This is a genomic window from Pseudomonas sp. 18175 (assembly GCF_050432925.1).
GTDB lineage: Bacteria > Pseudomonadota > Gammaproteobacteria > Pseudomonadales > Pseudomonadaceae > Aquipseudomonas.
Genome location: NZ_JBKFTO010000022.1, coordinates 91,200 through 113,191, shown reverse-complemented (window position 1 = coordinate 113,191; position 21,992 = coordinate 91,200). Strand labels below are relative to the sequence as shown.

Annotated in this window: 23 protein-coding genes; 13 read left to right on the top strand and 10 right to left on the bottom strand. The window is 59.6% G+C overall.

Annotated features, from left to right (window positions below; genetic code table 11):
* Positions 1–182 precede the first annotated feature (182 nt).
* The 7 genes from ACLD1Y_RS24900 (at position 183) to ACLD1Y_RS24870 (ending at position 7,233) form a co-directional block, all read left to right on the top strand.
* Positions 183–1,187 (top strand): ligase-associated DNA damage response exonuclease, encoded by a 1,005-nt coding sequence (locus ACLD1Y_RS24900; RefSeq protein WP_429480417.1) that lies wholly within the window; start codon positions 183–185, stop codon positions 1,185–1,187.
* A complete protein-coding gene (locus tag ACLD1Y_RS24895; protein ID WP_429480416.1) occupies positions 1,184–2,818 on the top strand; it encodes an ATP-dependent DNA ligase in 1,635 nt (544 codons plus the stop codon). Before ACLD1Y_RS24900 ends, ACLD1Y_RS24895 begins: the two co-directional genes overlap by 4 nt.
* 238 nt (positions 2,819–3,056) lie before the next feature.
* Positions 3,057–3,836 carry a transporter substrate-binding domain-containing protein gene (locus ACLD1Y_RS24890; protein ID WP_014717255.1) on the top strand — a complete coding sequence of 260 codons (780 nt, stop codon included), beginning with the start codon at positions 3,057–3,059 and terminating at the stop codon, positions 3,834–3,836.
* Positions 3,837–3,891: 55 nt separating this feature from the next.
* Positions 3,892–4,620, top strand: coding sequence for an ABC transporter permease (locus tag ACLD1Y_RS24885; RefSeq protein ID WP_429480415.1), 729 nt, complete (start codon positions 3,892–3,894; stop codon positions 4,618–4,620).
* Positions 4,617–5,327, top strand: a complete 711-nt coding sequence (locus tag ACLD1Y_RS24880; protein WP_429480414.1) for an ABC transporter permease — start codon at positions 4,617–4,619, stop codon at positions 5,325–5,327. The genes ACLD1Y_RS24885 and ACLD1Y_RS24880 overlap by 4 nt, the downstream gene beginning before the upstream one ends.
* 9 nt (positions 5,328–5,336) lie before the next feature.
* Positions 5,337–6,455: a succinylglutamate desuccinylase/aspartoacylase family protein gene (locus tag ACLD1Y_RS24875; protein ID WP_429480413.1), complete on the top strand. Its 1,119-nt coding sequence runs from the start codon at positions 5,337–5,339 to the stop codon at positions 6,453–6,455.
* A 13-nt stretch (positions 6,456–6,468) separates the two neighbouring features.
* Complete coding sequence (locus ACLD1Y_RS24870; protein ID WP_429480412.1) at positions 6,469–7,233, top strand: ABC transporter ATP-binding protein; 765 nt, start codon at positions 6,469–6,471, stop codon at positions 7,231–7,233.
* On the opposite strand, the gene ACLD1Y_RS24865 is transcribed toward ACLD1Y_RS24870, so the two are convergent.
* Together ACLD1Y_RS24865 and ACLD1Y_RS24860 are read right to left on the bottom strand one after the other, a co-directional pair.
* Positions 7,226–8,431, bottom strand: coding sequence for a sensor histidine kinase (locus tag ACLD1Y_RS24865; RefSeq protein WP_429480411.1), 1,206 nt, complete (start codon positions 8,429–8,431; stop codon positions 7,226–7,228). The two genes, ACLD1Y_RS24870 and ACLD1Y_RS24865, sit on opposite strands and share 8 nt — an antisense overlap.
* A complete protein-coding gene (locus tag ACLD1Y_RS24860; RefSeq protein ID WP_429480410.1) occupies positions 8,415–9,095 on the bottom strand; it encodes a response regulator transcription factor in 681 nt (226 codons plus the stop codon). The genes ACLD1Y_RS24865 and ACLD1Y_RS24860 overlap by 17 nt, the downstream gene beginning before the upstream one ends.
* Between ACLD1Y_RS24860 and ACLD1Y_RS24855 the strand changes: the two genes are divergently transcribed.
* The 5 genes from ACLD1Y_RS24855 to pdeM all read left to right on the top strand — a co-directional run bounded on the left by ACLD1Y_RS24855 (position 9,094) and on the right by pdeM (position 15,124).
* Positions 9,094–9,585: a GtrA family protein gene (locus ACLD1Y_RS24855; RefSeq protein ID WP_429480409.1), complete on the top strand. Its 492-nt coding sequence runs from the start codon at positions 9,094–9,096 to the stop codon at positions 9,583–9,585. The two genes, ACLD1Y_RS24860 and ACLD1Y_RS24855, sit on opposite strands and share 2 nt — an antisense overlap.
* A gap of 49 nt (positions 9,586–9,634) precedes the next feature.
* Positions 9,635–10,522, top strand: coding sequence for a glycosyltransferase family 2 protein (locus tag ACLD1Y_RS24850; RefSeq protein ID WP_429480408.1), 888 nt, complete (start codon positions 9,635–9,637; stop codon positions 10,520–10,522).
* A gap of 10 nt (positions 10,523–10,532) precedes the next feature.
* Positions 10,533–11,924 carry an ArnT family glycosyltransferase gene (locus tag ACLD1Y_RS24845; RefSeq protein ID WP_429480407.1) on the top strand — a complete coding sequence of 464 codons (1,392 nt, stop codon included), beginning with the start codon at positions 10,533–10,535 and terminating at the stop codon, positions 11,922–11,924.
* A 69-nt stretch (positions 11,925–11,993) separates the two neighbouring features.
* Positions 11,994–14,474 carry a ligase-associated DNA damage response DEXH box helicase gene (locus ACLD1Y_RS24840; RefSeq protein WP_429480406.1) on the top strand — a complete coding sequence of 827 codons (2,481 nt, stop codon included), beginning with the start codon at positions 11,994–11,996 and terminating at the stop codon, positions 14,472–14,474.
* Positions 14,474–15,124, top strand: a complete 651-nt coding sequence (gene pdeM / locus ACLD1Y_RS24835) for a ligase-associated DNA damage response endonuclease PdeM (RefSeq protein WP_429480405.1) — start codon at positions 14,474–14,476, stop codon at positions 15,122–15,124. The genes ACLD1Y_RS24840 and pdeM overlap by 1 nt, the downstream gene beginning before the upstream one ends.
* A 128-nt stretch (positions 15,125–15,252) precedes the next feature.
* Here pdeM and ACLD1Y_RS24830 read toward each other — a convergent pair whose 3' ends face one another.
* A complete protein-coding gene (locus ACLD1Y_RS24830) occupies positions 15,253–15,450 on the bottom strand; it encodes a hypothetical protein (protein WP_429480404.1) in 198 nt (65 codons plus the stop codon).
* A gap of 107 nt (positions 15,451–15,557) precedes the next feature.
* Positions 15,558–16,124 (bottom strand): dCTP deaminase, encoded by a 567-nt coding sequence (gene dcd, locus ACLD1Y_RS24825; protein ID WP_010212421.1) that lies wholly within the window; start codon positions 16,122–16,124, stop codon positions 15,558–15,560.
* Positions 16,125–16,513: 389 nt separating this feature from the next.
* Between dcd and ACLD1Y_RS24820 the strand changes: the two genes are divergently transcribed.
* Positions 16,514–16,723, top strand: coding sequence for a cold-shock protein (locus ACLD1Y_RS24820; protein WP_002554837.1), 210 nt, complete (start codon positions 16,514–16,516; stop codon positions 16,721–16,723).
* A gap of 143 nt (positions 16,724–16,866) precedes the next feature.
* Here the strand turns inward: ACLD1Y_RS24820 and rpoS are convergent, their stop codons facing one another.
* The 6 genes from rpoS to ispF all read right to left on the bottom strand — a co-directional run bounded on the left by rpoS (position 16,867) and on the right by ispF (position 21,964).
* The gene (gene rpoS, locus ACLD1Y_RS24815; RefSeq protein WP_025855149.1) at positions 16,867–17,871 is read right to left on the bottom strand and encodes an RNA polymerase sigma factor RpoS; all 1,005 of its coding nucleotides are present in this window, start codon (positions 17,869–17,871) and stop codon (positions 16,867–16,869) included.
* Between the two features lie 105 nt (positions 17,872–17,976).
* On the bottom strand, positions 17,977–18,813 hold the full coding sequence (locus ACLD1Y_RS24810; protein WP_429480403.1) for a peptidoglycan DD-metalloendopeptidase family protein: 837 nt from the start codon (positions 18,811–18,813) through the stop codon (positions 17,977–17,979).
* Positions 18,814–19,021: 208 nt separating this feature from the next.
* A complete protein-coding gene (locus ACLD1Y_RS24805) occupies positions 19,022–19,657 on the bottom strand; it encodes a protein-L-isoaspartate(D-aspartate) O-methyltransferase (RefSeq protein WP_193557532.1) in 636 nt (211 codons plus the stop codon).
* Positions 19,658–19,698: 41 nt separating this feature from the next.
* A complete protein-coding gene (gene surE, locus ACLD1Y_RS24800; RefSeq protein ID WP_429480402.1) occupies positions 19,699–20,448 on the bottom strand; it encodes a 5'/3'-nucleotidase SurE in 750 nt (249 codons plus the stop codon).
* Positions 20,436–21,494, bottom strand: a complete 1,059-nt coding sequence (truD, locus tag ACLD1Y_RS24795) for a tRNA pseudouridine(13) synthase TruD (RefSeq protein ID WP_429480401.1) — start codon at positions 21,492–21,494, stop codon at positions 20,436–20,438. Before truD ends, surE begins: the two co-directional genes overlap by 13 nt.
* On the bottom strand, positions 21,491–21,964 hold the full coding sequence (gene ispF / locus ACLD1Y_RS24790; RefSeq protein ID WP_012722614.1) for a 2-C-methyl-D-erythritol 2,4-cyclodiphosphate synthase: 474 nt from the start codon (positions 21,962–21,964) through the stop codon (positions 21,491–21,493). The genes truD and ispF overlap by 4 nt, the downstream gene beginning before the upstream one ends.
* Positions 21,965–21,992 lie beyond the last annotated feature (28 nt).

Below are 21,992 nucleotides of genomic sequence, written 5' to 3'. Positions count from 1 at the left end.
CGCAAGCTGGCACGGATCGCGTTTTCACTCCTGAAAAATCAGAGTGAGTACAAGTCAAAAGCGGTTTTGGGGACTTCCCCTCAACCATAGAATCTCCCACATTTGTTCTGCATGCAATCAGATAGAACTTCTCAAGTCCTGCTTCCCTCCTAACTGATAAGCCCATCGCCCCAGGCACGCCCATGGACCTTGTCATCGCCCGTCCCGAAGGCCTCTACTGCCCCGCCGGCGACTTTTACATCGACCCCTGGCGCCCAGTGGAGCGCGCGGTGATCACCCACGCCCATGGCGATCACGCTCGCACCGGCAACCAGCACTACCTGGCCGCTGCCCCCGGCGAAGGCATCCTGCGCTCGCGCTTGGGCCAGGACATCAACCTGCAAACCCTGGCCTACGGCGAACGGTTGGAGCATCACGGCGTCACCCTGAGTTTCCATCCAGCCGGGCATGTCCTGGGCTCGGCCCAAGTGCGCCTGGAATACCAGGGCGAAGTCTGGGTGGCGTCCGGCGACTACAAGGTCGAACCCGATGGCACCTGTGCGCCCTTCGAGCCGGTGCGCTGCCACACCTTTATCACCGAATCCACCTTCGGCCTGCCGATCTACCGCTGGCAGCCCCAGGCGCAGATTTTTGCCGGGATCAACGCTTGGTGGCAGGCCAATATCGCCGCGGGCAAGGCCAGCGTGTTGTTCTGTTATTCCTTCGGCAAGGCCCAGCGCATCCTGCATGGCATTGATGCCAGTATCGGCCCGATCCTCAGCCATGGCGCAGTCGAGCCCTTGAACCGGGTATACCGCGAAGCGGGTATCTATATCCCCGAAACCCTTTACGCCGGGGACTTCCAAAAGACCGACCCACTGCTGCGCCAAGCCTTGATCATCGCCCCGCCCTCCGCCGGCGGCAGCAGTTGGATCAAGCGCTTCGGCGACTACAGCGATGCCTTTGCCAGCGGCTGGATGCGCCTGCGCGGGACTCGGCGACGGCGTGGCGTGGACCGCGGTTTCGTGCTGTCGGACCACGCCGACTGGCCAGGCCTGCTGTGGGCCATCGAGCAAACCGGCGCCGAACGAGTCATGGTTACCCACGGTTCTGTGGGTGTACTGGTGCGCCACCTGCGGGAAAAAGGCCTGGATGCCCAGGGTTTTACTACCGAATACGGCGATGACGAAGAAGAGGCCAACGTATGAAAGCTTTCGCCGAGCTGTACGCCAACCTCGACGCCACCACCTCCAGTAATGCCAAGCTTGCCGCGTTGCAGGCCTATTTCCGCCAGGCGCCGCCGCAAGATGCCGCGTGGGCGGTGTACTTCCTCTCCGGCGGACGACCTCGGCAACTGGTGCCTACGCGCTTGCTACGGGACATGGCCACCGAAGCGTCCGGTATCGAGCCGTGGTTGTTTGAAGAGAGCTATCAGTCGGTCGGTGACCTGGCAGAGACCATTTCACTGCTGTTGCCGGAATCCCCCTACACCTCAGACGACGGCCTGGCGGTGTGGCTGGAAGAAAAACTACTGCCCCTGCGCGGCCTGCCGCCCCTGGAATTGGCCGAGCGCCTGCCCGCGCTGTGGGCACAGCTGGATCAACCGAGCCTGATGGTGTGCATCAAATTGATCACCGGCAGCTTTCGCGTGGGCGTGTCCAAACTGCTGGTGACCCGCGCCCTCGCCGCCCTGGCCGACCTCGACAGCAAGCGCGTGGCCCAACGACTGGTGGGCTACACCGATTTGTCCAACCGCCCCACGGCTGAGGGTTACCTCAAGCTGATCGCCGCTGAATCGCCCGACGAGCATGCGCAACGGGGCGGGCAGCCTTATCCGTTTTTTCTTGCCCATGGGCTGGCCCAACCCGTGGAGCAGTTCGACACCCTGCTTGGCTCCCCCGCCGACTGGCAGGTGGAGTGGAAGTGGGACGGTATCCGTGCGCAGCTGGTCAAGCGCGAGGGCCGCCTATGGATCTGGTCCCGTGGCGAAGAACTGGTGACCGAACGCTTCCCCGAACTTCACAGCCTGGTCAGCGGCCTGCCGGATGGCACAGTGATCGACGGCGAAATCGTGGTGTGGAAAGACGCGGTGCAACCCTTCGCCCTGCTGCAACAGCGGATCGGGCGCAAGACGTTGAGCAAGAAAGTCCTCGAAGAAGCCCCGGTGATCGTCCTGGCCTATGACCTGTTGGAGCATCAAGGCGACGACTGGCGCAGCCATCCCCAGGCCGAACGTCGCACCCAGCTTGAACAGGTGATTGCCCAGTGCAAGCAACCGGTGCTGCAACCCTCGCCACTGTTGAGCGGCGCAACCTGGGACGATCTGGCCGAACAACGCGAAGCCTCCCGTAGCCTGGGCGTGGAAGGCATGATGCTCAAGGATCGCCAAGGCCTGTATGGCGTGGGCCGCACCAAGGACATGGGCCTGTGGTGGAAGTGGAAGGTCGACCCCTTCAGCGTCGATGCGGTGTTGATCTACGCCCAACGTGGCCACGGTCGGCGCGCCAGCCTCTACAGCGACTACACCTTTGCCGTATGGGACGGCCCACCCGGCAGCGAGCGGACATTGGTGCCGTTCGCCAAGGCGTATTCCGGGCTGACCGATGAAGAGATGCGCAAGGTCGACGCCATTGTGCGCAAGACCACCGTGGAAAAATTCGGCCCGGTGAGCAGTGTCACGCCAAGCATGGTGTTTGAACTGGGGTTTGAGGGGATTGCCCTGTCCAAGCGGCATAAGAGCGGGATTGCGGTGCGGTTTCCGAGGATGTTGCGCTGGCGGCAGGATAAGGCGGTGGAGGAAGCGGATAGCCTGGCCACACTGCAAGACCTACTGACCTGATATAGCCACCTCCCACAATTGATCTTCATATGATTCAGATTGGTGCACTGAATTTTCAGTGCCCGCTTTCGGGCATCTCCTACACTCAGCTTTCCTTATTCCCACCTTTTAAAACGCTTATTCGGAACTACTTTCGGAACTATGGTGCAGAAATTGCTACCTGTGTTGCGTCTGACACCGTTCAGTAACAGTCCTAAACGCGCCACAAGCGCATATCTTGGTTTTTAGGGATTACATAATGAAAAAAGCATTGCTGACCCTTTCTGCACTGGCTCTGTGCATGGCTGCTGGTGTTGCCACGGCCAAGGAATACAAGGAATTGCGTTTTGGTGTCGATCCGTCCTACGCGCCGTTTGAATCCAAAGCCGCCGATGGCAGCCTGGTGGGCTTCGATATCGACCTGGGCAATGCCATCTGTGCCGAGCTGAAAGTGAAGTGCAAGTGGGTCGAAAGTGACTTCGACGGCATGATTCCGGGCCTGAAAGCCAACAAGTTCGACGGTGTGATCTCGTCCATGACCGTGACCCCGGTGCGCGAAAAGGCCATCGACTTCTCCAGCGAATTGTTCTCCGGCCCAACGTCGCTGGTGTTCAAGAAAGGCGCCGGCTACTCGACGCCAGAGTCCCTCAAGGGCAAATCCGTGGGCTATGAGCAAGGCACCATCCAGGAAGCCTACGCCAAGGCCGTGCTGGATAAAGCCGGTGTGACCACCAAGGCCTACGCCAACCAGGACCAGGTGTACGCCGACCTGACCTCCGGCCGCCTCGACGCTTCCGTGCAAGACATGCTGCAAGCCGAACTGGGCTTTTTGAAGTCGCCAGCCGGCGCCGGCTACGAAGTCAGCGCTGCGATCGATGACCCATTGCTGCCGTCGAAAACCGCTATCGGTATCAAAAAAGGTAACACTGAACTGAAGGCACTTTTGGATAAAGGTATCAAAGCGTTACACGATGATGGCACCTACGCCACCATCCAGAAGAAACACTTTGGCGATCTGAACCTGTACAGCGGCAAGTAATGCCTGGGCGCCCTTCCTTGGAGGGGCGCTTTTTTATCGCCATAGGTCCTGATTTATGTTCGAAGAACTGTTGCAAACCCTCGGGTTGAGCGCGCTCAGCTTGAAGGGTTTCGGCCCGCTGTTGCTGCAAGGCACCTGGATGACCATCAAGTTGTCGGTGCTGTCGCTGGCCGTCAGCGTGTTGCTGGGCCTGCTTGGCGCCAGCGCCAAACTCTCCAGCCTGGCCCTCCTGCGCGTCCCCGCCCAGCTCTACACCACCTTGATCCGCGGTGTGCCCGACCTGGTGCTGATGCTGCTGATTTTCTACAGCCTGCAAACCTGGCTGACCGGCCTTACCGATTTTATGGAATGGGAGTACATCGAGATCGACCCATTCAGCGCCGGGGTGATCACCTTGGGCTTTATCTACGGTGCGTATTTCACCGAGACTTTTCGCGGCGCGATCCTCGCCGTGCCCCGTGGCCAATTGGAAGCCGCCACGGCCTACGGCCTCAAGCGTGGGCAACGGTTTCGCTACGTGACCTTCCCGCAGATGATGCGCTTTGCCCTGCCAGGCATTGGCAATAACTGGATGGTGATGCTCAAGGCCACGGCGCTGGTGTCGATCATCGGCCTGGCTGATCTGGTCAAAGCGGCCCAGGATGCGGGCAAAAGCACCTACCAACTGTTCTACTTCCTGGTGCTCGCCGCGTTGATCTACCTGTTGATCACCAGCGCCTCCAACTTTGTGTTGCGTCGTCTTGAACGCCGCTACGCCGCAGGCTCACGGGAGGCGGTGCGATGATCGAACTCTTGCAGGAATACTGGCGCCCGTTCCTTTACAGCGACGGCCAGCACATCACCGGCCTGGCCATGACCATGTGGCTGCTCAGTGCTGCCCTGGTCATCGGTTTTTTAGTGTCGATCCCGCTGTCCATCGCTCGTGTATCGCGCAATCGCGCCATACGTTGGCCGGTGCAGTTCTACACCTACCTGTTTCGTGGCACACCGCTCTATATCCAGTTGCTGATCTGCTACACCGGCATCTACAGCATCGCCGCCGTGCGCGAACAACCGCTGCTGGATGCGTTCTTTCGCGACGCGATGAACTGCACCATCCTGGCCTTTGCCCTCAACACCTGCGCCTACACCACGGAGATTTTCGCTGGGGCGATCCGCAGCATGGCCCACGGCGAAGTGGAAGCGGCCAAGGCCTATGGCTTGAGTGGCTGGAAGCTGTATGCCTACGTGATCATGCCGTCGGCGTTGCGCCGCTCGCTGCCCTACTACAGCAATGAAGTGATCCTGATGTTGCACTCGACCACGGTGGCCTTCACCGCGACGATCCCCGACATCCTCAAAGTGGCGCGGGACGCCAACTCGGCCACCTTCATGACCTTTCAATCATTTGGCATCGCCGCGTTGATCTACCTGACCGTGACCTTTGCGTTGGTCGGGCTGTTCCGCCTGGCGGAGCGCCGCTGGCTGGCCTTTCTCGGGCCGAGTCATTAAGGAGCGTGTATGCGTCATCAGGTCCATGAACTGATCGCGCCGGTGCCAGGTACGGCGCGGCAGATTCACAGTTTTCACTTCGGCCCGGAGCAGGCCACGGGCAAGATCTACATCCAGTCGTCGCTGCATGCCGATGAGCTGCCGGGCATGCTGGTGGCGTGGCACTTGAAGGTGCGCCTGGCCCAGTTGGCGGCGGCCGGGCGCCTGCGCAGCGAAATCGTGCTGGTGCCCATCGCCAACCCAGTGGGGCTGGAACAGGTGTTGATGGATATCCCGCTGGGGCGTTATGAGCTGGAGAGCGGGCAGAACTTCAATCGCCTGTTTGTCGACCTCAGTGAAGCGGTGGGCAATCAGGTCGAAGCCTTGCTCGGCGATGATCCCCAGCGCAACGTCGAGCTGATCCGCGACGCCCTCTGCACTGCACTTGCCGCGCAAACCGCCAGTACTCAATTGCAATCCCAACGCCTGGTGCTGCAACGTCTGGCCTGCGACGCCGATATGGTGCTGGACCTGCACTGCGACTTCGAAGCCGTGGCGCACCTGTACACCACGCCCGAAGCCTGGCCCCAGGTGGAACCGCTCGCGCGTTATATCGGCTCGGAGGCGAACTTGCTGGCCACCGATTCCGGCGGGCAATCCTTCGATGAGTGTTTCACCCTGGTGTGGTGGCAGTTGCAGCAGCGTTTCGGCGAGCGCTTCCCGATTCCCATGGGCAGCTTTTCGGTGACTGTCGAGCTGCGCGGCCAGGGCGATGTGAACCACGGCCTGGCCGCCCTGGATTGCCAGGCGATCATCGACTACCTGATTCACTTTGGCGCCATCGCTGGCGACGCCGCACCTTTGCCCGACCTGCCCTACCCGGCCACGCCGCTAGCAGGCGTTGAACCGGTTGCCACGCCAGTGGGCGGCCTATTGGTGTTCAGCGCCCTGCCCGGGGAATACCTGGAGGCCGGCCAACTGATCGCCGAAATCATCGACCCCATTACTGATCGCGTAACGCCCGTGCACTGCCAGAAGGCCGGCCTGCTTTACGCCCGTTCGCTACGCCGCATGGCCACTGCAGGGATGGTCATCGGCCATGTCGCGGGCAGCCAGGCCTACCGCAGCGGCTATCTACTTTCGCCTTGAGGATGCATGCCCCATGTACAAATTGACCGTTGAAGGCCTGCATAAGAGCTATGGCGACAATGAGGTGCTCAAAGGCGTCTCGCTCAAGGCCAAGACCGGTGATGTGATCAGCCTGATCGGTGCCAGCGGCTCGGGCAAAAGCACCTTCTTGCGCTGCATCAACTTCCTGGAAACCCCCAACGACGGCGCCATGACCCTCGACGGCCAGCCGATCCGCATGGTCAGCGACGGCAATGGCATGCGTGTGGCCGACGACGCCGAGTTGCAGCGCCTGCGCACTCGGCTGGCGATGGTGTTCCAACATTTCAACCTGTGGAGCCACATGAGCGTGCTGGAAAACATCACCATGGCCCCGCGCCGGGTGCTGGGTTGCAGCAAGAAGGACGCCGAAGACCGCGCCCGTCGCTACCTGGATAAAGTCGGCCTGCCGGCCCGCGTGGCCGATCAATACCCGGCGTTTCTCTCCGGCGGCCAGCAGCAACGAGTGGCCATCGCCCGTGCCCTGGCGATGGAGCCAGAGGTGATGCTGTTCGACGAACCCACCTCGGCCCTCGACCCGGAACTGGTGGGCGAAGTGCTGAAGGTGATCCAGGGTTTGGCCGAGGAAGGCCGCACCATGATCATGGTGACCCATGAGATGAGCTTTGCGCGCAAGGTGTCCAGCCAAGTGCTGTTCCTGCACCAGGGGCTGGTGGAGGAGCAAGGCGCGCCCGAGGATGTGTTGGGCAACCCGAAGAGCGAACGCTTGCAGCAGTTTCTCAGCGGGAACCTCAAGTAAAGGCAATACAGGCGCGAAAGGTGTGGCGCGTGCGCCGCGTCTCGAGCGTCCAGCCTGAATGAGCACAAGCGCGGGCGACGATCTCCAGGCCAAATCCGAAGCCTTGTGATGGGTGCGACTCTGCACGGTTGTTCATGATCACCAAGCGTTGCTCGGTGAGGACTACGCGGATCTTCCCGGCGCCATGCTGGGCGGCGTTACCGAGCAGGTTTTGCACCACGCTGCGTGCGATGGCTTCGTTGACTTGCCGCGCGCTTGCCCCTGCCTGCGCAAACACCAGGTTGCCTGCCGTGCGGGGATAGAGCAGTTGATGCTTTTCGATTTGCTCAACGACGATGGCGGCCAGTCCAACCCTTTGATCGTGTAACGGCCGGGGCTCACGGGCGAGGTACAGAAACAGTTCGATCGTCATCTTCATTCCGGCCAAAGCGCCTTCCATGCGCAGCAGGCTGCGAGCGTTTTTTTCGGCATTGCAACCCGGCAAACGCAGAATGGCCAAGCAGTTATGCAGGATGCTCAGGGGCGTTCGCAATTCATGGCTGACGTGTCGGGTAAATGCCTGCTCCCTAAGCAGCACCGCGTGTTGCTGCGCGACCAGCGATGAGAGCGTACGGCTCAACATTCCAATTTCATCCCTGCGGCCAGCGCCGCTGAACTTCGATGCCCTGCCCGTCGCCTGGGCCACCTCTGCCGCTAAGCGGCTGAGCGGCCGAGCGAGCGCCCGGGCAATCACAATGGCCAGGATCGCCCCCAGGATCAGGATCAAACCGGCAACCGCACAGAGCAGGCCGACAATCTGCGCGCCGTAGCCCTCGGTCTGGCTGAGTTCAGACTCGTTGAGTACCAGAATCAAACGTTGCGACGCCCCTGGCACCTGGCTCACCAGCACATGGACATCCTCGCCTTTGAGTTCGTGGTGACCTACGGGCAATTGGCGCATGGCCTCGGTCACGCCAACGTCCCCCGACCAGTGGCCTTGAAGGTAAATGCTGTTGGGCATCGGGGTCGTGGCTCCTTGCCGGGCGTACCGCTCCTCGAACGCCTGGGTTTCAAGCTTCAAATAGCTGGCAATGATGTAGTCCTCCGTTACGTTGACAGCGAGCCAGACCAGCACGCTGTAAAACAGAGTGATCGTTGCCATGAACGGCAGCAGCGCAGAAAGGATTCGCGCAAAGAAAGAATCAGTGGGGAATGGCAAGACGATAGCCCTTACCGTGGACAGTTCTTATCAAAACATTGCCTAAGGGTTTACCCAGGGCTTGTCGAAGGCGGTAGATATAGGTGCGCAATGCATCACTGTCTGGCGGGTCGCCATCGGGCCACAGCGCGGCCTCAAGTTTGCGTCGGCTGACCGGTTCCGGTGCCACATCGGCCAGCAGGTTCAGCAGCCTGAACTGAAGCGCAGGCAGCACCGTGAACGCACCGTTGCGACACAAGGACTGCGACGCCGGGTCGATCACCAGGTCCCCCAACTGCCTCGGGCTGCGTGGCAGGCGCCCCACACCCCGACGCATCAATGCCCGGATGCGCCACAGTAACTCTTGGGGTTCAAAGGGCTTGATCAGGTAGTCGTCACCGCCTGCGTCATACCCCTCTTGCTTGTCGGTGAGTGCATCGCGCGCAGTCAAGAATATGACTGGGGTTTGGTTCTGCTCGCACCGCAGCAGCCGACAGGTTTCAAAGCCATTGATACGAGGCATCGCGACATCCATGACGATGAGGTCGTACTCATGCTGGCGCACCCGTTCCAGACAACCTGGCCCATCGCGGGCGAAGTCTACGTCGTAGCCAAACTCGCCAAGATAGTCCCCCAGCGACCCTGCCAATTCACAATCATCTTCAACTAGTAAAATTTCAATCATGAATAACTCCACTTTCTTACATACGAAAGTAATTACTCCGCCAAACATTCAGAAAAGCCTTAAACATGTACCGTTACGCTATGTGACATTTGCTTCACGTTTCATCTTATACATTTCGGGCATGCCAAAAACACTCAGATTATTCGCTCGTTACTTGGGGGCTGGAACCTTCTCCACGCTGGTCCATTTCATGCTGTTTGCCTGCCTGCTGCCTTACCAAGGCCCGGCATTTTCAACACTGTATGCCGGCGTCGCGGGAGCGCTAACCGCCTATTACCTATCCCGACACTGGGTATTCGCCCAGCGCCGCTGTGCAACTTCACGCTTCGTCATCACCGTTGCCAGCCAACTTTGCTCCAACATTTTCATCGTCGCCGTGCTCACCAAGTGGGGTATGCATCCCTACCTCGCTCAAATGACGGCAACGGCAACTGTGACCGTTCAGGGGTTTACCATTAATCACTTCTGGGTATTTAAACATGACATGTAGCGCACGCCTGTCCGGGGAAACTTCGCAAACAACGGAACTTTCCATTCTGGTGCCTTGCTTCAACGAGCAATGTGTACTGGCTGAGTTTCATCGGCGCTTGATGGCCATCACCAGCCGTTTGGAATTACCCATCGAAGTGCTCTATATCAATGACGGCAGTCAGGACCGAACCGCGCAAATACTCGACACGTTTGCGCAAACCCCAGGCGTTCGCAGGTTGCATCTAAGTCGCAACTTCGGCAAAGAAGCCGCGATGCGTGCGGGTATCAACAGCGCAAAAGGGCGCGCAGTGATCATTCTGGATTGCGATTTGCAGGACCCACCCGAGCTGATCCCCTTGATGGTGCAGGAATGGCACAAGGGTTTTGAAATCGTCAACATGCAGCGCCGCTCACGGCACTGCGACCCCTGGGTAAAGCGCACGGCCGCCCGTTGCTTCTACGCCGCCATAGACCAGTTGATCGATGATTTTGATGTACCCAGCCAAGTCAGTGATTTCAGGCTGATCGGCCCCCATGCGCTGGCAGCTATTCGGTCCATGGACGATAACGCCGGCGTATTGAAAATACTGGTCAGTTGGCTCGGCTATCCCAGTACCGAAGTCAATTACGACCGCGGACCGCGCCAGGCAGGAGTGACCAAATGGACCTCACTCTCATTGCTGAACCTGTGTGTGGATTCAGTCCTGGCGTTCTCGACTCGCCCCTTGAGGATGTACAGCTACCTAAGCGCCGCCAGCTTTCTGGTCGGCTCAGTGTGGATCGTGGCCACTGCGATGTTCGGCGAGTTGACCCACCTGCACCTTCTCATCCAATCCATCTTGCTGTTGTGCCTGGGCACCGCAGGGGTCGGCGAGTACGTCGGCAGAGTGCTGACGGTGGTCAGCCCCCGGCCCAAGTCCCTGTGCATACGCGATCAACCTGAAGCCCGCTCATGAGGCAATCGGCATGAATACCTACACTAACACCCGCCTGCTTTGGGGCATTTTGCTGAGCGTGCTGCTCATTCGCCTGGTGACACTGGGACTCTATCCAATCATGGACACATCGGAGGCCCGCTACGCCGAAATCGCTCGCAAGATGTTGGTGTCCAATGATTGGATCACGCCGATGTTCGATCACGACACGCCGTTTTGGGGCAAACCGCCGCTGTCATTCTGGGCGCAGGCCCTGAGCATGAAAGTGTTCGGCATCGGTGAGTTCTCGAGCCGTTTTTCCAGTTGGCTGCTACATGTCGGCAGTTGCCTGCTGATTGTGCGTTTTGCCACTCAAGAGCGCAGCCTGCGGGTCGGATTGACCGCCGCGATCATTTACTCAACGTGCGCACTCGGGTTTTTCTCCAGTGGTGCGGTGCTGACTGACGGTGCCTTGGCGTTCGCCTTGTTGTTGGCACACCTGGGTTTCTGGCGCGCAATGATGCATGGCGACCGTAACTGGGCACTGGCCGGGTTTATCGGCTTGGGCCTGGGCTTGCTCGCCAAAGGCCCACTCGCGGTCGTGCTGATCGGCCTGCCAACCACGCTGTGGCTCGCGCTGACCGGCCATTGGCACCGATTGCGCGGCTTGCCATGGTTACGCGGTATAACGCTGATGCTCGCCATTGCCCTGCCTTGGTATTGGCTGGCAGAGCAAAAAACGCCGGGGTTCCTTGAGTACTTTCTGGTGGGTGAACATTTTAGTCGCTATGTCATCAGCAAATGGCAGGGCGACCTTTACGGCAGCGCGCACGCCGAACCCTTGATGATGATCTGGGGCCACTTGCTGGGGGCGCTCATGCCCTGGGCGTTGTTGTTACCGCTGTTGATCAGGCGGGGAACACGGTTTAAAGCCCCGCGCGAATACTTTTTCTTCGTGCTCGCGTGGGCTGTTTCAACGCCGCTGTTTTTTACCCTCTCCTCCAACATTCTGTGGACCTACGTGCTACCCGCCTTGCCTGCCTGGGCACTGTTGCTGGCCGACGCGATCTGCCGCAAGCCCCGCGATGCTCTCGTCGCCAGCGTGGCGATGGTCCTGCCGCTGGCGGGGTGCGTCATAATTTTGAGCGGCCAATTATCCGAACACCCCCAAAACCAAAAAGACATCGTTGCACTGTGGAAAGCGCAGCAAGCTGCCGCGCCGGGCGATCTGATCGTTCTGGGCTCGCGCTCGTATTCGGCAGAGTTCTATAGCGATGGCTGGGCGCAGCACACCAACAACCCGCAAGAGTTGCCACTTGCCGAGGACTTTTACCTGGTGCAGCGCCTGGATAAAGCGCAGCCCCTGCCGCCATCATTCAATTGTCGTGTCGTAGCCCTGGCCAATGCATGCCAATTGCAACGATGTCGCGTCGAGTTGCAATAGCTCAGGCATTAAACCTTTGGTAGGTCCGCAAGGTCTGTGAAGTAGGCCCTCCAGAGCATCAGTTGCCGCATGGCAAAACCCCTCGACTTCGCCCGACAATGGTTTGCCGTCAAAGGCTGGAAGCCGTTCGCTTTTCAAAAAGACGTTTGGCGGGCGGTCAAGGAAGGCCGCTCAGGCCTGCTCCACGCCAGCACCGGCGCGGGCAAAACCTATGCGTTGTGGTTTGCGGCGCTCAATCACTTCGCGATTACGCGAGCACCTGCCACGGGCAAACGCAAACCGCCCGCCGAACCACTGACCGTGCTGTGGATCACACCCATGCGTGCCTTGGCCGCCGACACTGCCCGAGCCCTGGAGGCCCCGCTGGAGGCGTTACAGATTCCCTGGAGTGTCGGCCTGCGCACCGGCGACACCAGCAGCAGCGAGCGCGCACGCCAAACCCGACGCCAGCCCACGGCATTGGTCACCACCCCCGAAAGCCTGACCCTGATGCTCGCCCGCGCTGACAGCGAAGTGAGCCTGGCGCACCTGCGCATGGTGGTGGTGGATGAATGGCACGAGCTAATCGGCAACAAGCGCGGTGTGCAATTGCAACTGGCGTTGGCGCGGCTGCGGCGTTGGCATCCGCACCTGATGGTGTGGGGGATTTCGGCGACACTGGGCAACCCATCCCATGCTCTGCAAGTGTTGGTCCCGCAAGGCGGTGGGATCAATGTGCAGGGGCAAACAGCCAAGGAGCTACGCGTCGACACATTGCTGCCAACGGTTGCCGAACGGTTTCCCTGGGCGGGGCATCTGGGCTTGAAGATGCTGGCGCAAGTCGTGGCCGAAGTGGACGCCAGCAGCAGCTGCCTGGTGTTTACAAATACCCGCGCGCAATCGGAAATCTGGTATCAGGCATTGCTCGAAGCGCGCCCCGATTGGGCTGGGTTGATTGCCCTGCACCACGGCTCACTTTCGCGGGAAACCCGTGATTGGGTAGAACGGGCGCTCAAAGACGGCCAGCTCAAGGCTGTGGTGTGCACGTCGAGCCTGGACCTGGGGGTGGATTTCCTACCGGTGGAACGGGTGCTGCAGATTGGCTCGGCCAAAGGCGTGGCGCGCCTGATGCAACGCGCCGGGCGCTCGGGCCACGCACCCGGCAGGCCATCCCGGGTGACGCTGGTGCCGACCCACAGCCTGGAATTGGTGGAGGCCGCAGCCATTCAGGACGCGATTGCCCAGCGACGCATCGAAGCTCGGGAATCACCGTACAAACCGTTGGATGTTCTCGTTCAGCATCTAGTCAGCATGGCGTTGGGCGGCGGTTTTACGCCGGATGTACTGCTGGCGGAGGTGCGCGGCGCCTGGGCTTACCACGACCTTACCGATCAAGAATGGGCCTGGGCCCTGGGTTTTGTGCGTCATGGCGGTTTATCCCTGACCGCCTATCCCGACTACCGTCGCGTGGAGCCGGACGAACAGGGTGTGTGGCGTGTCCCCGATGCGCGGCTGGCACGTCGTCATCGCATGAGTGTGGGCACCATCGTCAGCGATGCCAGTATCCAGCTGAAATTCTGGAGCAAAGGCGGTGGTGGCAAGAACCTGGGCAGTGTCGAGGAAGGTTTTATTGCGCGACTCAAGCCCGGTGATGGTTTTCTGTTTGCCGGGCGTCTTTTGGAATTGGTGCGCGTGGAAAACATGACCGCCTATGTACGCCGCAGCACCGCGAAAAAAGCCGCAGTGCCCCGCTGGAATGGCGGGCGCATGCCACTTTCCAACGAACTGGCCCAGGCGGTGGTGCAGCGTTTGGATGCGGCCGCCCGTGGGCACTATGACGGCCCGGAGATGCGGGCGGTGCAACCCTTGTTGCAGACACAGTTGCGTTGGTCGGGCCTGCCGACGTGCGAGCAATTGTTGGCCGAGGTATTAAAGTCACGGGAGGGGTGGCACCTATTCCTCTACCCCTTCGCCGGGCGCCAGGTGCATTTGGGACTGGCAAGCTTGCTGGCATGGCGAGTCAGCCGCCAGCAAGCCGTGACCTTCTCGATTGCGGTCAATGATTACGGCCTGGAGTTGTTGAGCGCGACCGAGGTGGACTGGCCAGCCGTGCTGGGCAATGCATTGCTGAGCCCCAACAACCTGCTGCATGACGTCGCGGCCAGCCTGAATGCCGGGGAGTTGGCCCTGCGCCGCTTTCGCGAAATCGCACGCATCGCCGGGCTGGTGTTTGCCGGCTACCCCGGCGCACCAAAAAGTACACGACAGGTGCAGGCATCCAGCGGTTTGTTCTTTGAGGTGTTCAAACAATATGACCCGCAAAACCTGTTGCTGACCCAAGCTGGGGAAGAAGTCCTGCGAGACGAGTTGGATATACGTCGCCTCGAAGAAACATTGCGACATCTGTCGACACTGAAACTGGACCTGCACCTGATCGAACGGCCTACACCCCTGGCCTTCCCCTTGCTGGTGGAGCGGATGCGCGAAAGCATGAGCTCGGAAAAACTCTCGGAGCGCATTGCGCGGATGGTCAACGACCTGGAAAAAGTCGCGGATAACAGGAAACGCTGATGCATTGCTCACTGACGCTTGAGGGCGAGGACTTGTGGTTACTGGCGGACAAGGCCATCTACTGGCCGGCGCGCCGCTGCCTGCTGGTTGCCGATGCGCATTTTGGCAAGGCGTCGGCCTATCGCAGCCTGGGGCAACCGGTGCCACAGGGCACGACCAGCGCCAATCTGCAGCGGCTGGATAAGGTGCTGTCTGTCTACCTGTGCGAACAGGTGATCTTTCTTGGGGATTTTCTGCATGGCCCTGGCTCACATGCCTGCGGCACCTTGAGCGCCTTGCGGGCCTGGCGTGAGCATCATTTGGGCCTGCGCATGACCTTGATTCGCGGTAATCACGATAAACGCGCGGGCGACCCACCGTTGGACTTGAGGATTGAAGTGATCCCCGAGCCGTTGCTGATGGGCCCTTTTTCCCTGCAACATGAACCTGACGCACACCCCAGCCACCACGTACTGGCGGGGCATGTGCATCCGGTGTATCACTTGCGTGGCAAGGGTCGCCAGAGCTTGCGCCTGCCGTGCTTCCAGATCGGTACGCGGGTCAGCCTGCTGCCGGCGTTTGGTGCATTTACCGGGGGGTACGCGGTGCAAAAAGGCAATGACCGCCAAATCTATGTGATTGGCGATCATGAGGTCTGGCCGTTGGGCTAGGTATCACGCGACAGGCGCGGGAGGTGGCTCGTCCGGCAGGGTCGGTTCACCCGGTTCGGTAGGCTGTGGGTAATCTGTACCGGGTTGGCCGGGGATGTCGCCCGCGTAAGCGGGATCGGCCATCANTATCACGCGACAGGCGCGGGAGGTGGCTCGTCCGGCAGGGTCGGTTCACCCGGTTCGGTAGGCTGTGGGTAATCTGTACCGGGTTGGCCGGGGATGTCGCCCGCGTAAGCGGGATCGGCCATCAGGGACCAGGCCAGAACGCCAATCTGGTTGGGTTCAAGCCGGGCAAGTTCTGCGCTGATTCGCGGGTCGATCTTCATAAGGTACTCCTCAAGCGTGGCTCGGCGCGTTTTGCACGCGCCGAGGCAGTACACCCAATAGAGTCACTTACCGCAGACAAATTCCCTTTACGTGTAAGACCTTTCGATCAAGCGCGTGGCAGGGTGACGCCGCGCTGGCCCTGGTACTTGCCTGCACGGTCTTTATAGGACACTTCGCAAGCCTCGTCGGACTGCAGGAACAGCATCTGCGCAACGCCCTCGTTGGCATAGATCTTCGCCGGCAAGGTGGTGGTGTTGGAGAACTCCAGGGTCACGTGGCCTTCCCACTCCGGCTCAAGCGGCGTCACGTTGACGATGATGCCGCAGCGCGCGTAGGTGCTTTTACCCAGGCAGATGGTCAGCACGTCGCGTGGAATACGGAAGAATTCCACGGTGCGCGCCAGGGCGAAGGAGTTGGGTGGAATGATGCACACGTCGCTCTTGACGTCGACGAAGCTCTTTTCATCGAAGTTCTTGGGGTCGACGATCGCCGAGTTGATGTTGGTGAACACCTTGAATTCGTCGGCGCAGCGTACGTCGTAACCGTAGCTGGAAACACCGTAAGAGATCACGGGGGCATCGCCTTGGCCGCGGATCTGGCGCTCGACGAACGGTTCGATCATGCCGTGCTCTTGCGCCATGCGGCGAATCCACTTGTCCGATTTGATGCTCATGGCGGGTGTCCTGAATAGCGAGGTGGAAAAATTCTGTGGGGCATCTTACCGGGGCCGGCGTTGTGGTTCAAAGGCTGCCGGGCTTTTCTTGACGAATGCGACGCTGCCTTTAAGCCGCAGCCAGCGGGGCCGGCCCCCATATTGCCGCGCCGGGTGACTGTAAATACCACCGCCAGTCACGAAAATGGAGAAACCTTCGGAAATACCATTGGCACGTTCCGGAAAAAGGGTTAAGGTGGCGCCACTGTGCTGCTTGTGTCACTGAGAATCTCTACACGATATGTTGAATTTCGATCCAACCATCTCCAAGAATTTTTCCTGCTCTTTGCACTCAGTCTCGGCCAGGGCTTTTCCTGAGTCGCAGTTAACTTTGTCCAAGGAGATACACCATGTCTAATCGCCAAACTGGTACCGTTAAGTGGTTCAACGATGAAAAAGGCTTCGGCTTCATCACTCCACAATCCGGTGACGACCTGTTCGTTCACTTCAAAGCTATCCAATCCGACGGCTTCAAAAGCCTGAAAGAAGGCCAACAGGTTTCTTTCATCGCTACCCGCGGTCAGAAAGGCATGCAAGCTGAAGAAGTTCAAGTTATCTAACTTGTACTGACTTAGTCGAAAAAACCCCGCCTTTAAAAGCGGGGTTTTTTTATGCCTGGGATTTGGCTTTGTGCCAAAGATTCCATGGCATAAAACAATGTGGGAGGGGGCAAGCCCCCTCCCACATGTTTTAGTGCGTCGTTCTATTGGAACAACGACTCACTCGACAAGCCATTCTTCTCCAGGATCTCACGCAAGCGCTTGAGCCCCTCTACCTGGATCTGCCGCACCCGCTCACGGGTCAGACCAATCTCCAGGCCTACGTCTTCCAGGGTGCTGCTCTCATGGCCGCGCAGGCCGAAGCGGCGAATCACCACCTCGCGCTGTTTATCCGTGAGCTCTGACAACCACTGGTCAATACTTTGGGAAAGATCATCATCCTGCAACAGCTCACAAGGATCTGTAGGCCGATCATCTGTCAGGGTGTCCAGCAGGGTTTTATCCGAATCCGGACCCAGCGAGACATCGACCGAAGACACGCGCTCGTTCAGGCCGAGCATGCGCTTGACCTCCCCCACCGGTTTTTCCAGCAGGTTGGCGATTTCTTCAGGCGAAGGTTCATGATCGAGTTTTTGGGTAAGCTCACGTGCTGCCCGCAGGTAGACGTTGAGCTCCTTGACCACATGGATCGGCAACCGGATCGTTCGGGTCTGATTCATGATCGCCCGTTCGATGGTCTGGCGAATCCACCAGGTTGCGTACGTCGAAAAGCGGAAGCCCCGCTCCGGGTCGAACTTCTCCACCGCCCGGATCAAGCCCAGGTTGCCTTCCTCGATCAAGTCCAGCAGAGAGAGCCCACGATTGACGTAGCGTCGGGCGATTTTCACCACCAGGCGCAGGTTGCTTTCAATCATGCGCTTGCGCCCAGCCGGGTCGCCCTTCTGCGACAAACGCGCAAAGTGGACTTCTTCTTCAGGGGTAAGCAAAGGGGAAAAGCCGATTTCATTGAGGTACAGCTGGGTCGCATCGAGCGCCCGTGTGTAGTCAATGTATTTGTGTTGCTTTAACGCGGTGGAGTTCTTGGATTTGGTGCGAACTGAAGGTACAGCAGGTCCCTCATTCGACATCGATTCCGTAGCGATACCGGTCTCCATAAGGAGAACCTCATCGTCGATGTCAAACTCCGGCGCTTCTTTACTGAGAGCCATTGTTATAGTCCTTTGGTGAGTTCGACCTCAAGCTCTAGCGACGCCTTTATCCTTGGCAACGCTTGAGCCTGTTCCTTCTACGTGAGGGAACAGGCTGGCAACACATCAACGACGGGGTAGGAATTGCAGCGGATCTACAGGCTTCCCTTGACGGCGAATCTCAAAGTGCAGTTTCACCCGGTCTGTACCAGTTGACCCCATTTCGGCAATTGTCTGTCCGACTTTGACCTGCTGCCCCTCCCGAACCAAAAGCCTACGGTTATGACCGTAGGCACTGACGTAGGTATCGCTGTGTTTGATGATGACCAGCTCGCCGTAGCCCCGTAAACCACTCCCGGCGTACACCACTGTCCCATCAGACGCAGCTAAAACAGGCTGTCCCAAATCTCCGGCGATATCAATGCCTTTATTCAAACTACCGTTTGAAGAGAATTTTCCAATTAACACTCCGTTTGAGGGCCAACCCCAACCCGTCGGAGCGGGTCCTGCAGGGGGTAATGGCGCCGCTGCCGGCTTGCTCGCAATCGTTGGCGAGGCAGTGCCTGCGGGCCTGGTGATGATCGTCGTTTTACTTGAGGACGACGGCGAAGACGCGGTGTTTGTCACCACCGTGGTGGGCGTTGAACCGGTACGTCCGTCGAAGCGAATCGTCTGACCCGGATGTATCGTGTACGGCACGGGAATATTGTTACGGGCTGCGAGCGCCTTGTAATCCCAACCATAGCGGAAGGCAATCGAGAACAGTGTGTCGCCCTTGCGCACCACGTATTGCCCGGTGGTCACCGTTGGTTTTTGCGGCACAGCGTTATTGCGGTCAACCACCCGTGCACCGCTGCTGGGTGAACTGGAACACCCAACCAACACGGAACTGAAGACAAGGCCAAGCACCAGTCGCTGAAAGCTTGTTTTACTCATACGCTGCGCAAGACCTGTGAGACTCACCCGCCGCTCCCTTTGTGGTGGCTGAACATGAACGCCTGTATCAGGCTTGAAATATGACGCAAGTATAACTGGGCATTGGAGTTTTACCGGCACACGACTGAAACGAAAAATTCATCGCGTGTAAACCCGCCCCCGATCATGTTGACTCCATGAACCCCGCCGTAAGACACATCCCCATCAACAGAATTCACTGCCCGCAAACAAATGATCAGGCCAGGGGGCCATTGAGCAACGGTACGAAGCGCACGGCGCCGAGCACATGCCGTGAAAAGCCTTCGTCTTCACGGATGATGAGCATCAATTGTTGTACTTCGCCGGAGCCTACCGGGATGACCAGCCGCCCGCCAGGGGCTAGTTGGTCGAGCAACGCTTGCGGCACATCGGTAGCCACAGCGGTGACGATAATGCCGTTGTAAGGCGCCAGCGCCGGCCAACCCTCCCAGCCGTCACCCCAACGAAATACCACGTTGCGCAGGTTCAATTCTGTCAGACGTTCCTTAGCGCGGTCCTGCAGGACCTTGATGCGCTCCACCGAGAACACCCGCTCCACCAGTTGCGACAGCACGGCCGTCTGGTAGCCGGAGCCGGTACCAATCTCCAGCACCTTGTCCAGCGGGCCCGCCGCCAACAGCAGCTCGCTCATGCGCGCCACCATGTAAGGCTGGGAGATGGTCTGGTTATGGCCGATAGGCAGCGCCGTGTCTTCATAGGCACGGTGGGCCAGGGCTTCATCGACAAACAGATGCCGAGGCGTGCGCCGGATCACTTCCAGCACCTGGGCGTTGGACAAGCCTTCTTCGTACAGGCGCTGGATCAAACGCTCGCGGGTACGCTGGGAGGTCATGCCGATACCACGGCGCAGCAGGTCGTCTTGTTCACGGGCCATCAGTTCAGCGCCTCCAGCCAGCCATCGAGACTACTGAAGGCATCACTGAAGGTGCGATCAAGCTGCAGCGGGGTAATCGAGATATAGCCTTGCATCACTGCGTGAAAGTCGGTGCCGGGGCCACCGTCTTCGGCATCGCCCGCCGCAGCGATCCAGTAGCCTTCTTTGCCGCGCGGGTCCACCACCTTCAATGGCGCCGCCGCCCGGGAACGATGCCCCAGCCGTGTCAGTTGAAACCCGCGAATATGCTCAAAAGGCAAATTTGGGAAATTGACGTTGAGCACCGTGCGCGGCGGCAGGTCCAGGGAACCATGGGCCTCTACCAGTTTGCGGGCGAAGTAGGCGGCGGTGGGCAGGTTGTCCAACTGGCGCGAAGCCAACGAGAAGGCGAACGAGGTTCGCCCCAGAAAACGCCCTTCAAGCGCCGCCGCAACGGTACCGGAATACAACACGTCATCGCCCAGGTTCGCCCCCAGGTTGATGCCCGACACCACCAGGTCCGGCTCCTGGTCCAACAAACTGTTGATTGCCAGGTGCACGCAATCGGTAGGAGTACCGTTCACGCTGATAAAGCCATTGGCCAGAACCTGCGGGTGCAGGGGACGGTCGAGCGTCAGCGAACTGCTGGCGCCGCTCTTGTCCTGGTCGGGGGCAACCACCACGCACTCGGCGTAATCTTCCAGCGCAGCATAGAGCGCGGCAAGACCGGGTGCGGTGGCACCGTCATCGTTTGATATCAGAATACGCATGGGCTGTCCGTCTGCCCCACCGGCACCAGATCAACAAGCTCGCGCACCAGTACAGTGGCGAAGCATCCGGCCGGCAGGACGAATTCCAATTGCAGAATGTCAGGACCGGGATAATGCCACGTCAACCCGCCAATGGGCAGTCGCAGAATGCGACGTTCCTGGCTCATGCCGGCATTCACCAGCCAATCGCGCAGGTCGGCCTCACCCGCGGCAATCGCTTGTTCCAAGGCATGGGTTGCCCCACTGGCAGGCGAGTCACCCTCGCCCCACTGCGGGCCGGTCGGGTGCAGGTCCAGAATCGCCAGGCGCGGGTCGCTGCATTCAGCCTCCCCCGCCGGGAAAAAACTGCGGCTGTCGGTAAAGGCAAGCAGGTCACCAACCTGGGCGCGCTGCCAGGAACCATCGGCAACCCGCGCCGCCAACACCTTGTTGAACAAAAAACTGCGGGCGGTGGACAGCAACCGCGAACGCACATTGCGCTGCTCCGGCAAGGCCTTGCGGGCAGCCCAATCGCGAGCATCGACGACATTGCCACCATTGTGGCCAAAGCGCTGCGCACCGAAATAGTTGGGAATGCCGTGTTGTGCAATCAGTTGCAAGCGCGCATCAATGGCAGCGGTATCACCGGCCAGTTGGGTCAGCCGCAAGGTAAAACCGTTGGCCGAATGCGCGCCGCGTTGCAGTTTGCGCTTGTGGCGAGCGGTCTTGAGGATCTTGAGGGTGTCGTTTTCTGCCGCACTCATGTCCGGGTCGGCCTTGCCTGGCAGCTGTACGCTGAACCACTGGCGGGTCAACGCCTGGCGATCCTTGAGCCCGGCATAGCTGACGGTGCGCAACGGCACGCCAGCGGCCTTGGCGATACGCCGCGCGGCCTCCTCGGTGTTGAGGCCACGTTTCTCGACCCACAACCACAGGTGCTCACCCTCGCCGGTCAGCGGGATATCGAGCACTTCGTCGACCTGGAAATCTTCCGCCGTGGCTTTGAGTACCGCGCTGCCCAAGGCCTCGCCATAGGCGCGCGGGCCTAACAGTTGCAGGTCGTTCATGCGCGCAGCAACAAGGCGACGGAGTGCACCGCAATGCCCTCTTCACGCCCGGTAAACCCGAGCTTTTCAGTGGTGGTGGCTTTCACGTTCACTTGATCCAGTTCTATTTGCAGATCCGCGGCAATCAGCGCGCGCATCGATTCGATATGGGGCGCCATTTTCGGTGCCTGGGCCACGATGGTGTTGTCGACGTTGCCGACCTTCCAGCCTTTGGCGTGGATCAGGCCGACCACATGGCGCAGCAATACCCGGCTGTCCGCGCCTTTGAAGGTCGGATCAGTGTCCGGAAAGTGCTTGCCGATATCACCCAACGCCGCCGCGCCGAGCAAGGCATCGCTCAAGGCATGCAACACAACGTCGCCGTCGGAATGAGCCAGCAACCCATGGTGGTGCGCAATGCGCACGCCGCCCAGGGTGATGAAGTCGCCTTCGGCGAAACGGTGCACATCGTAGCCGTGGCCAATACGCATAAAAAAACGCCCCGATTTAATTCAGGGC

Coding starts and splice junctions, on each gene's coding strand:
- ACLD1Y_RS24900 (WP_429480417.1), top strand. CDS start 183: ATGGACCTTGTCATCGCCCGTCCCGAAGGCCTCTACTGCCCCGCCGGC.
- ACLD1Y_RS24895 (WP_429480416.1), top strand. CDS start 1,184: ATGAAAGCTTTCGCCGAGCTGTACGCCAACCTCGACGCCACCACCTCC.
- ACLD1Y_RS24890 (WP_014717255.1), top strand. CDS start 3,057: ATGAAAAAAGCATTGCTGACCCTTTCTGCACTGGCTCTGTGCATGGCT.
- ACLD1Y_RS24885 (WP_429480415.1), top strand. CDS start 3,892: ATGTTCGAAGAACTGTTGCAAACCCTCGGGTTGAGCGCGCTCAGCTTG.
- ACLD1Y_RS24880 (WP_429480414.1), top strand. CDS start 4,617: ATGATCGAACTCTTGCAGGAATACTGGCGCCCGTTCCTTTACAGCGAC.
- ACLD1Y_RS24875 (WP_429480413.1), top strand. CDS start 5,337: ATGCGTCATCAGGTCCATGAACTGATCGCGCCGGTGCCAGGTACGGCG.
- ACLD1Y_RS24870 (WP_429480412.1), top strand. CDS start 6,469: ATGTACAAATTGACCGTTGAAGGCCTGCATAAGAGCTATGGCGACAAT.
- ACLD1Y_RS24855 (WP_429480409.1), top strand. CDS start 9,094: ATGAATAACTCCACTTTCTTACATACGAAAGTAATTACTCCGCCAAAC.
- ACLD1Y_RS24860 (WP_429480410.1), bottom strand. CDS start 9,095: ATGATTGAAATTTTACTAGTTGAAGATGATTGTGAATTGGCAGGGTCG.
- ACLD1Y_RS24845 (WP_429480407.1), top strand. CDS start 10,533: ATGAATACCTACACTAACACCCGCCTGCTTTGGGGCATTTTGCTGAGC.
- ACLD1Y_RS24840 (WP_429480406.1), top strand. CDS start 11,994: ATGGCAAAACCCCTCGACTTCGCCCGACAATGGTTTGCCGTCAAAGGC.
- pdeM (WP_429480405.1), top strand. CDS start 14,474: ATGCATTGCTCACTGACGCTTGAGGGCGAGGACTTGTGGTTACTGGCG.
- ACLD1Y_RS24830 (WP_429480404.1), bottom strand. CDS start 15,450: ATGAAGATCGACCCGCGAATCAGCGCAGAACTTGCCCGGCTTGAACCC.
- dcd (WP_010212421.1), bottom strand. CDS start 16,124: ATGAGCATCAAATCGGACAAGTGGATTCGCCGCATGGCGCAAGAGCAC.
- ACLD1Y_RS24820 (WP_002554837.1), top strand. CDS start 16,514: ATGTCTAATCGCCAAACTGGTACCGTTAAGTGGTTCAACGATGAAAAA.
- rpoS (WP_025855149.1), bottom strand. CDS start 17,871: ATGGCTCTCAGTAAAGAAGCGCCGGAGTTTGACATCGACGATGAGGTT.
- ACLD1Y_RS24805 (WP_193557532.1), bottom strand. CDS start 19,657: ATGACCTCCCAGCGTACCCGCGAGCGTTTGATCCAGCGCCTGTACGAA.
- surE (WP_429480402.1), bottom strand. CDS start 20,448: ATGCGTATTCTGATATCAAACGATGACGGTGCCACCGCACCCGGTCTT.
- truD (WP_429480401.1), bottom strand. CDS start 21,494: ATGAACGACCTGCAACTGTTAGGCCCGCGCGCCTATGGCGAGGCCTTG.
- ispF (WP_012722614.1), bottom strand. CDS start 21,964: ATGCGTATTGGCCACGGCTACGATGTGCACCGTTTCGCCGAAGGCGAC.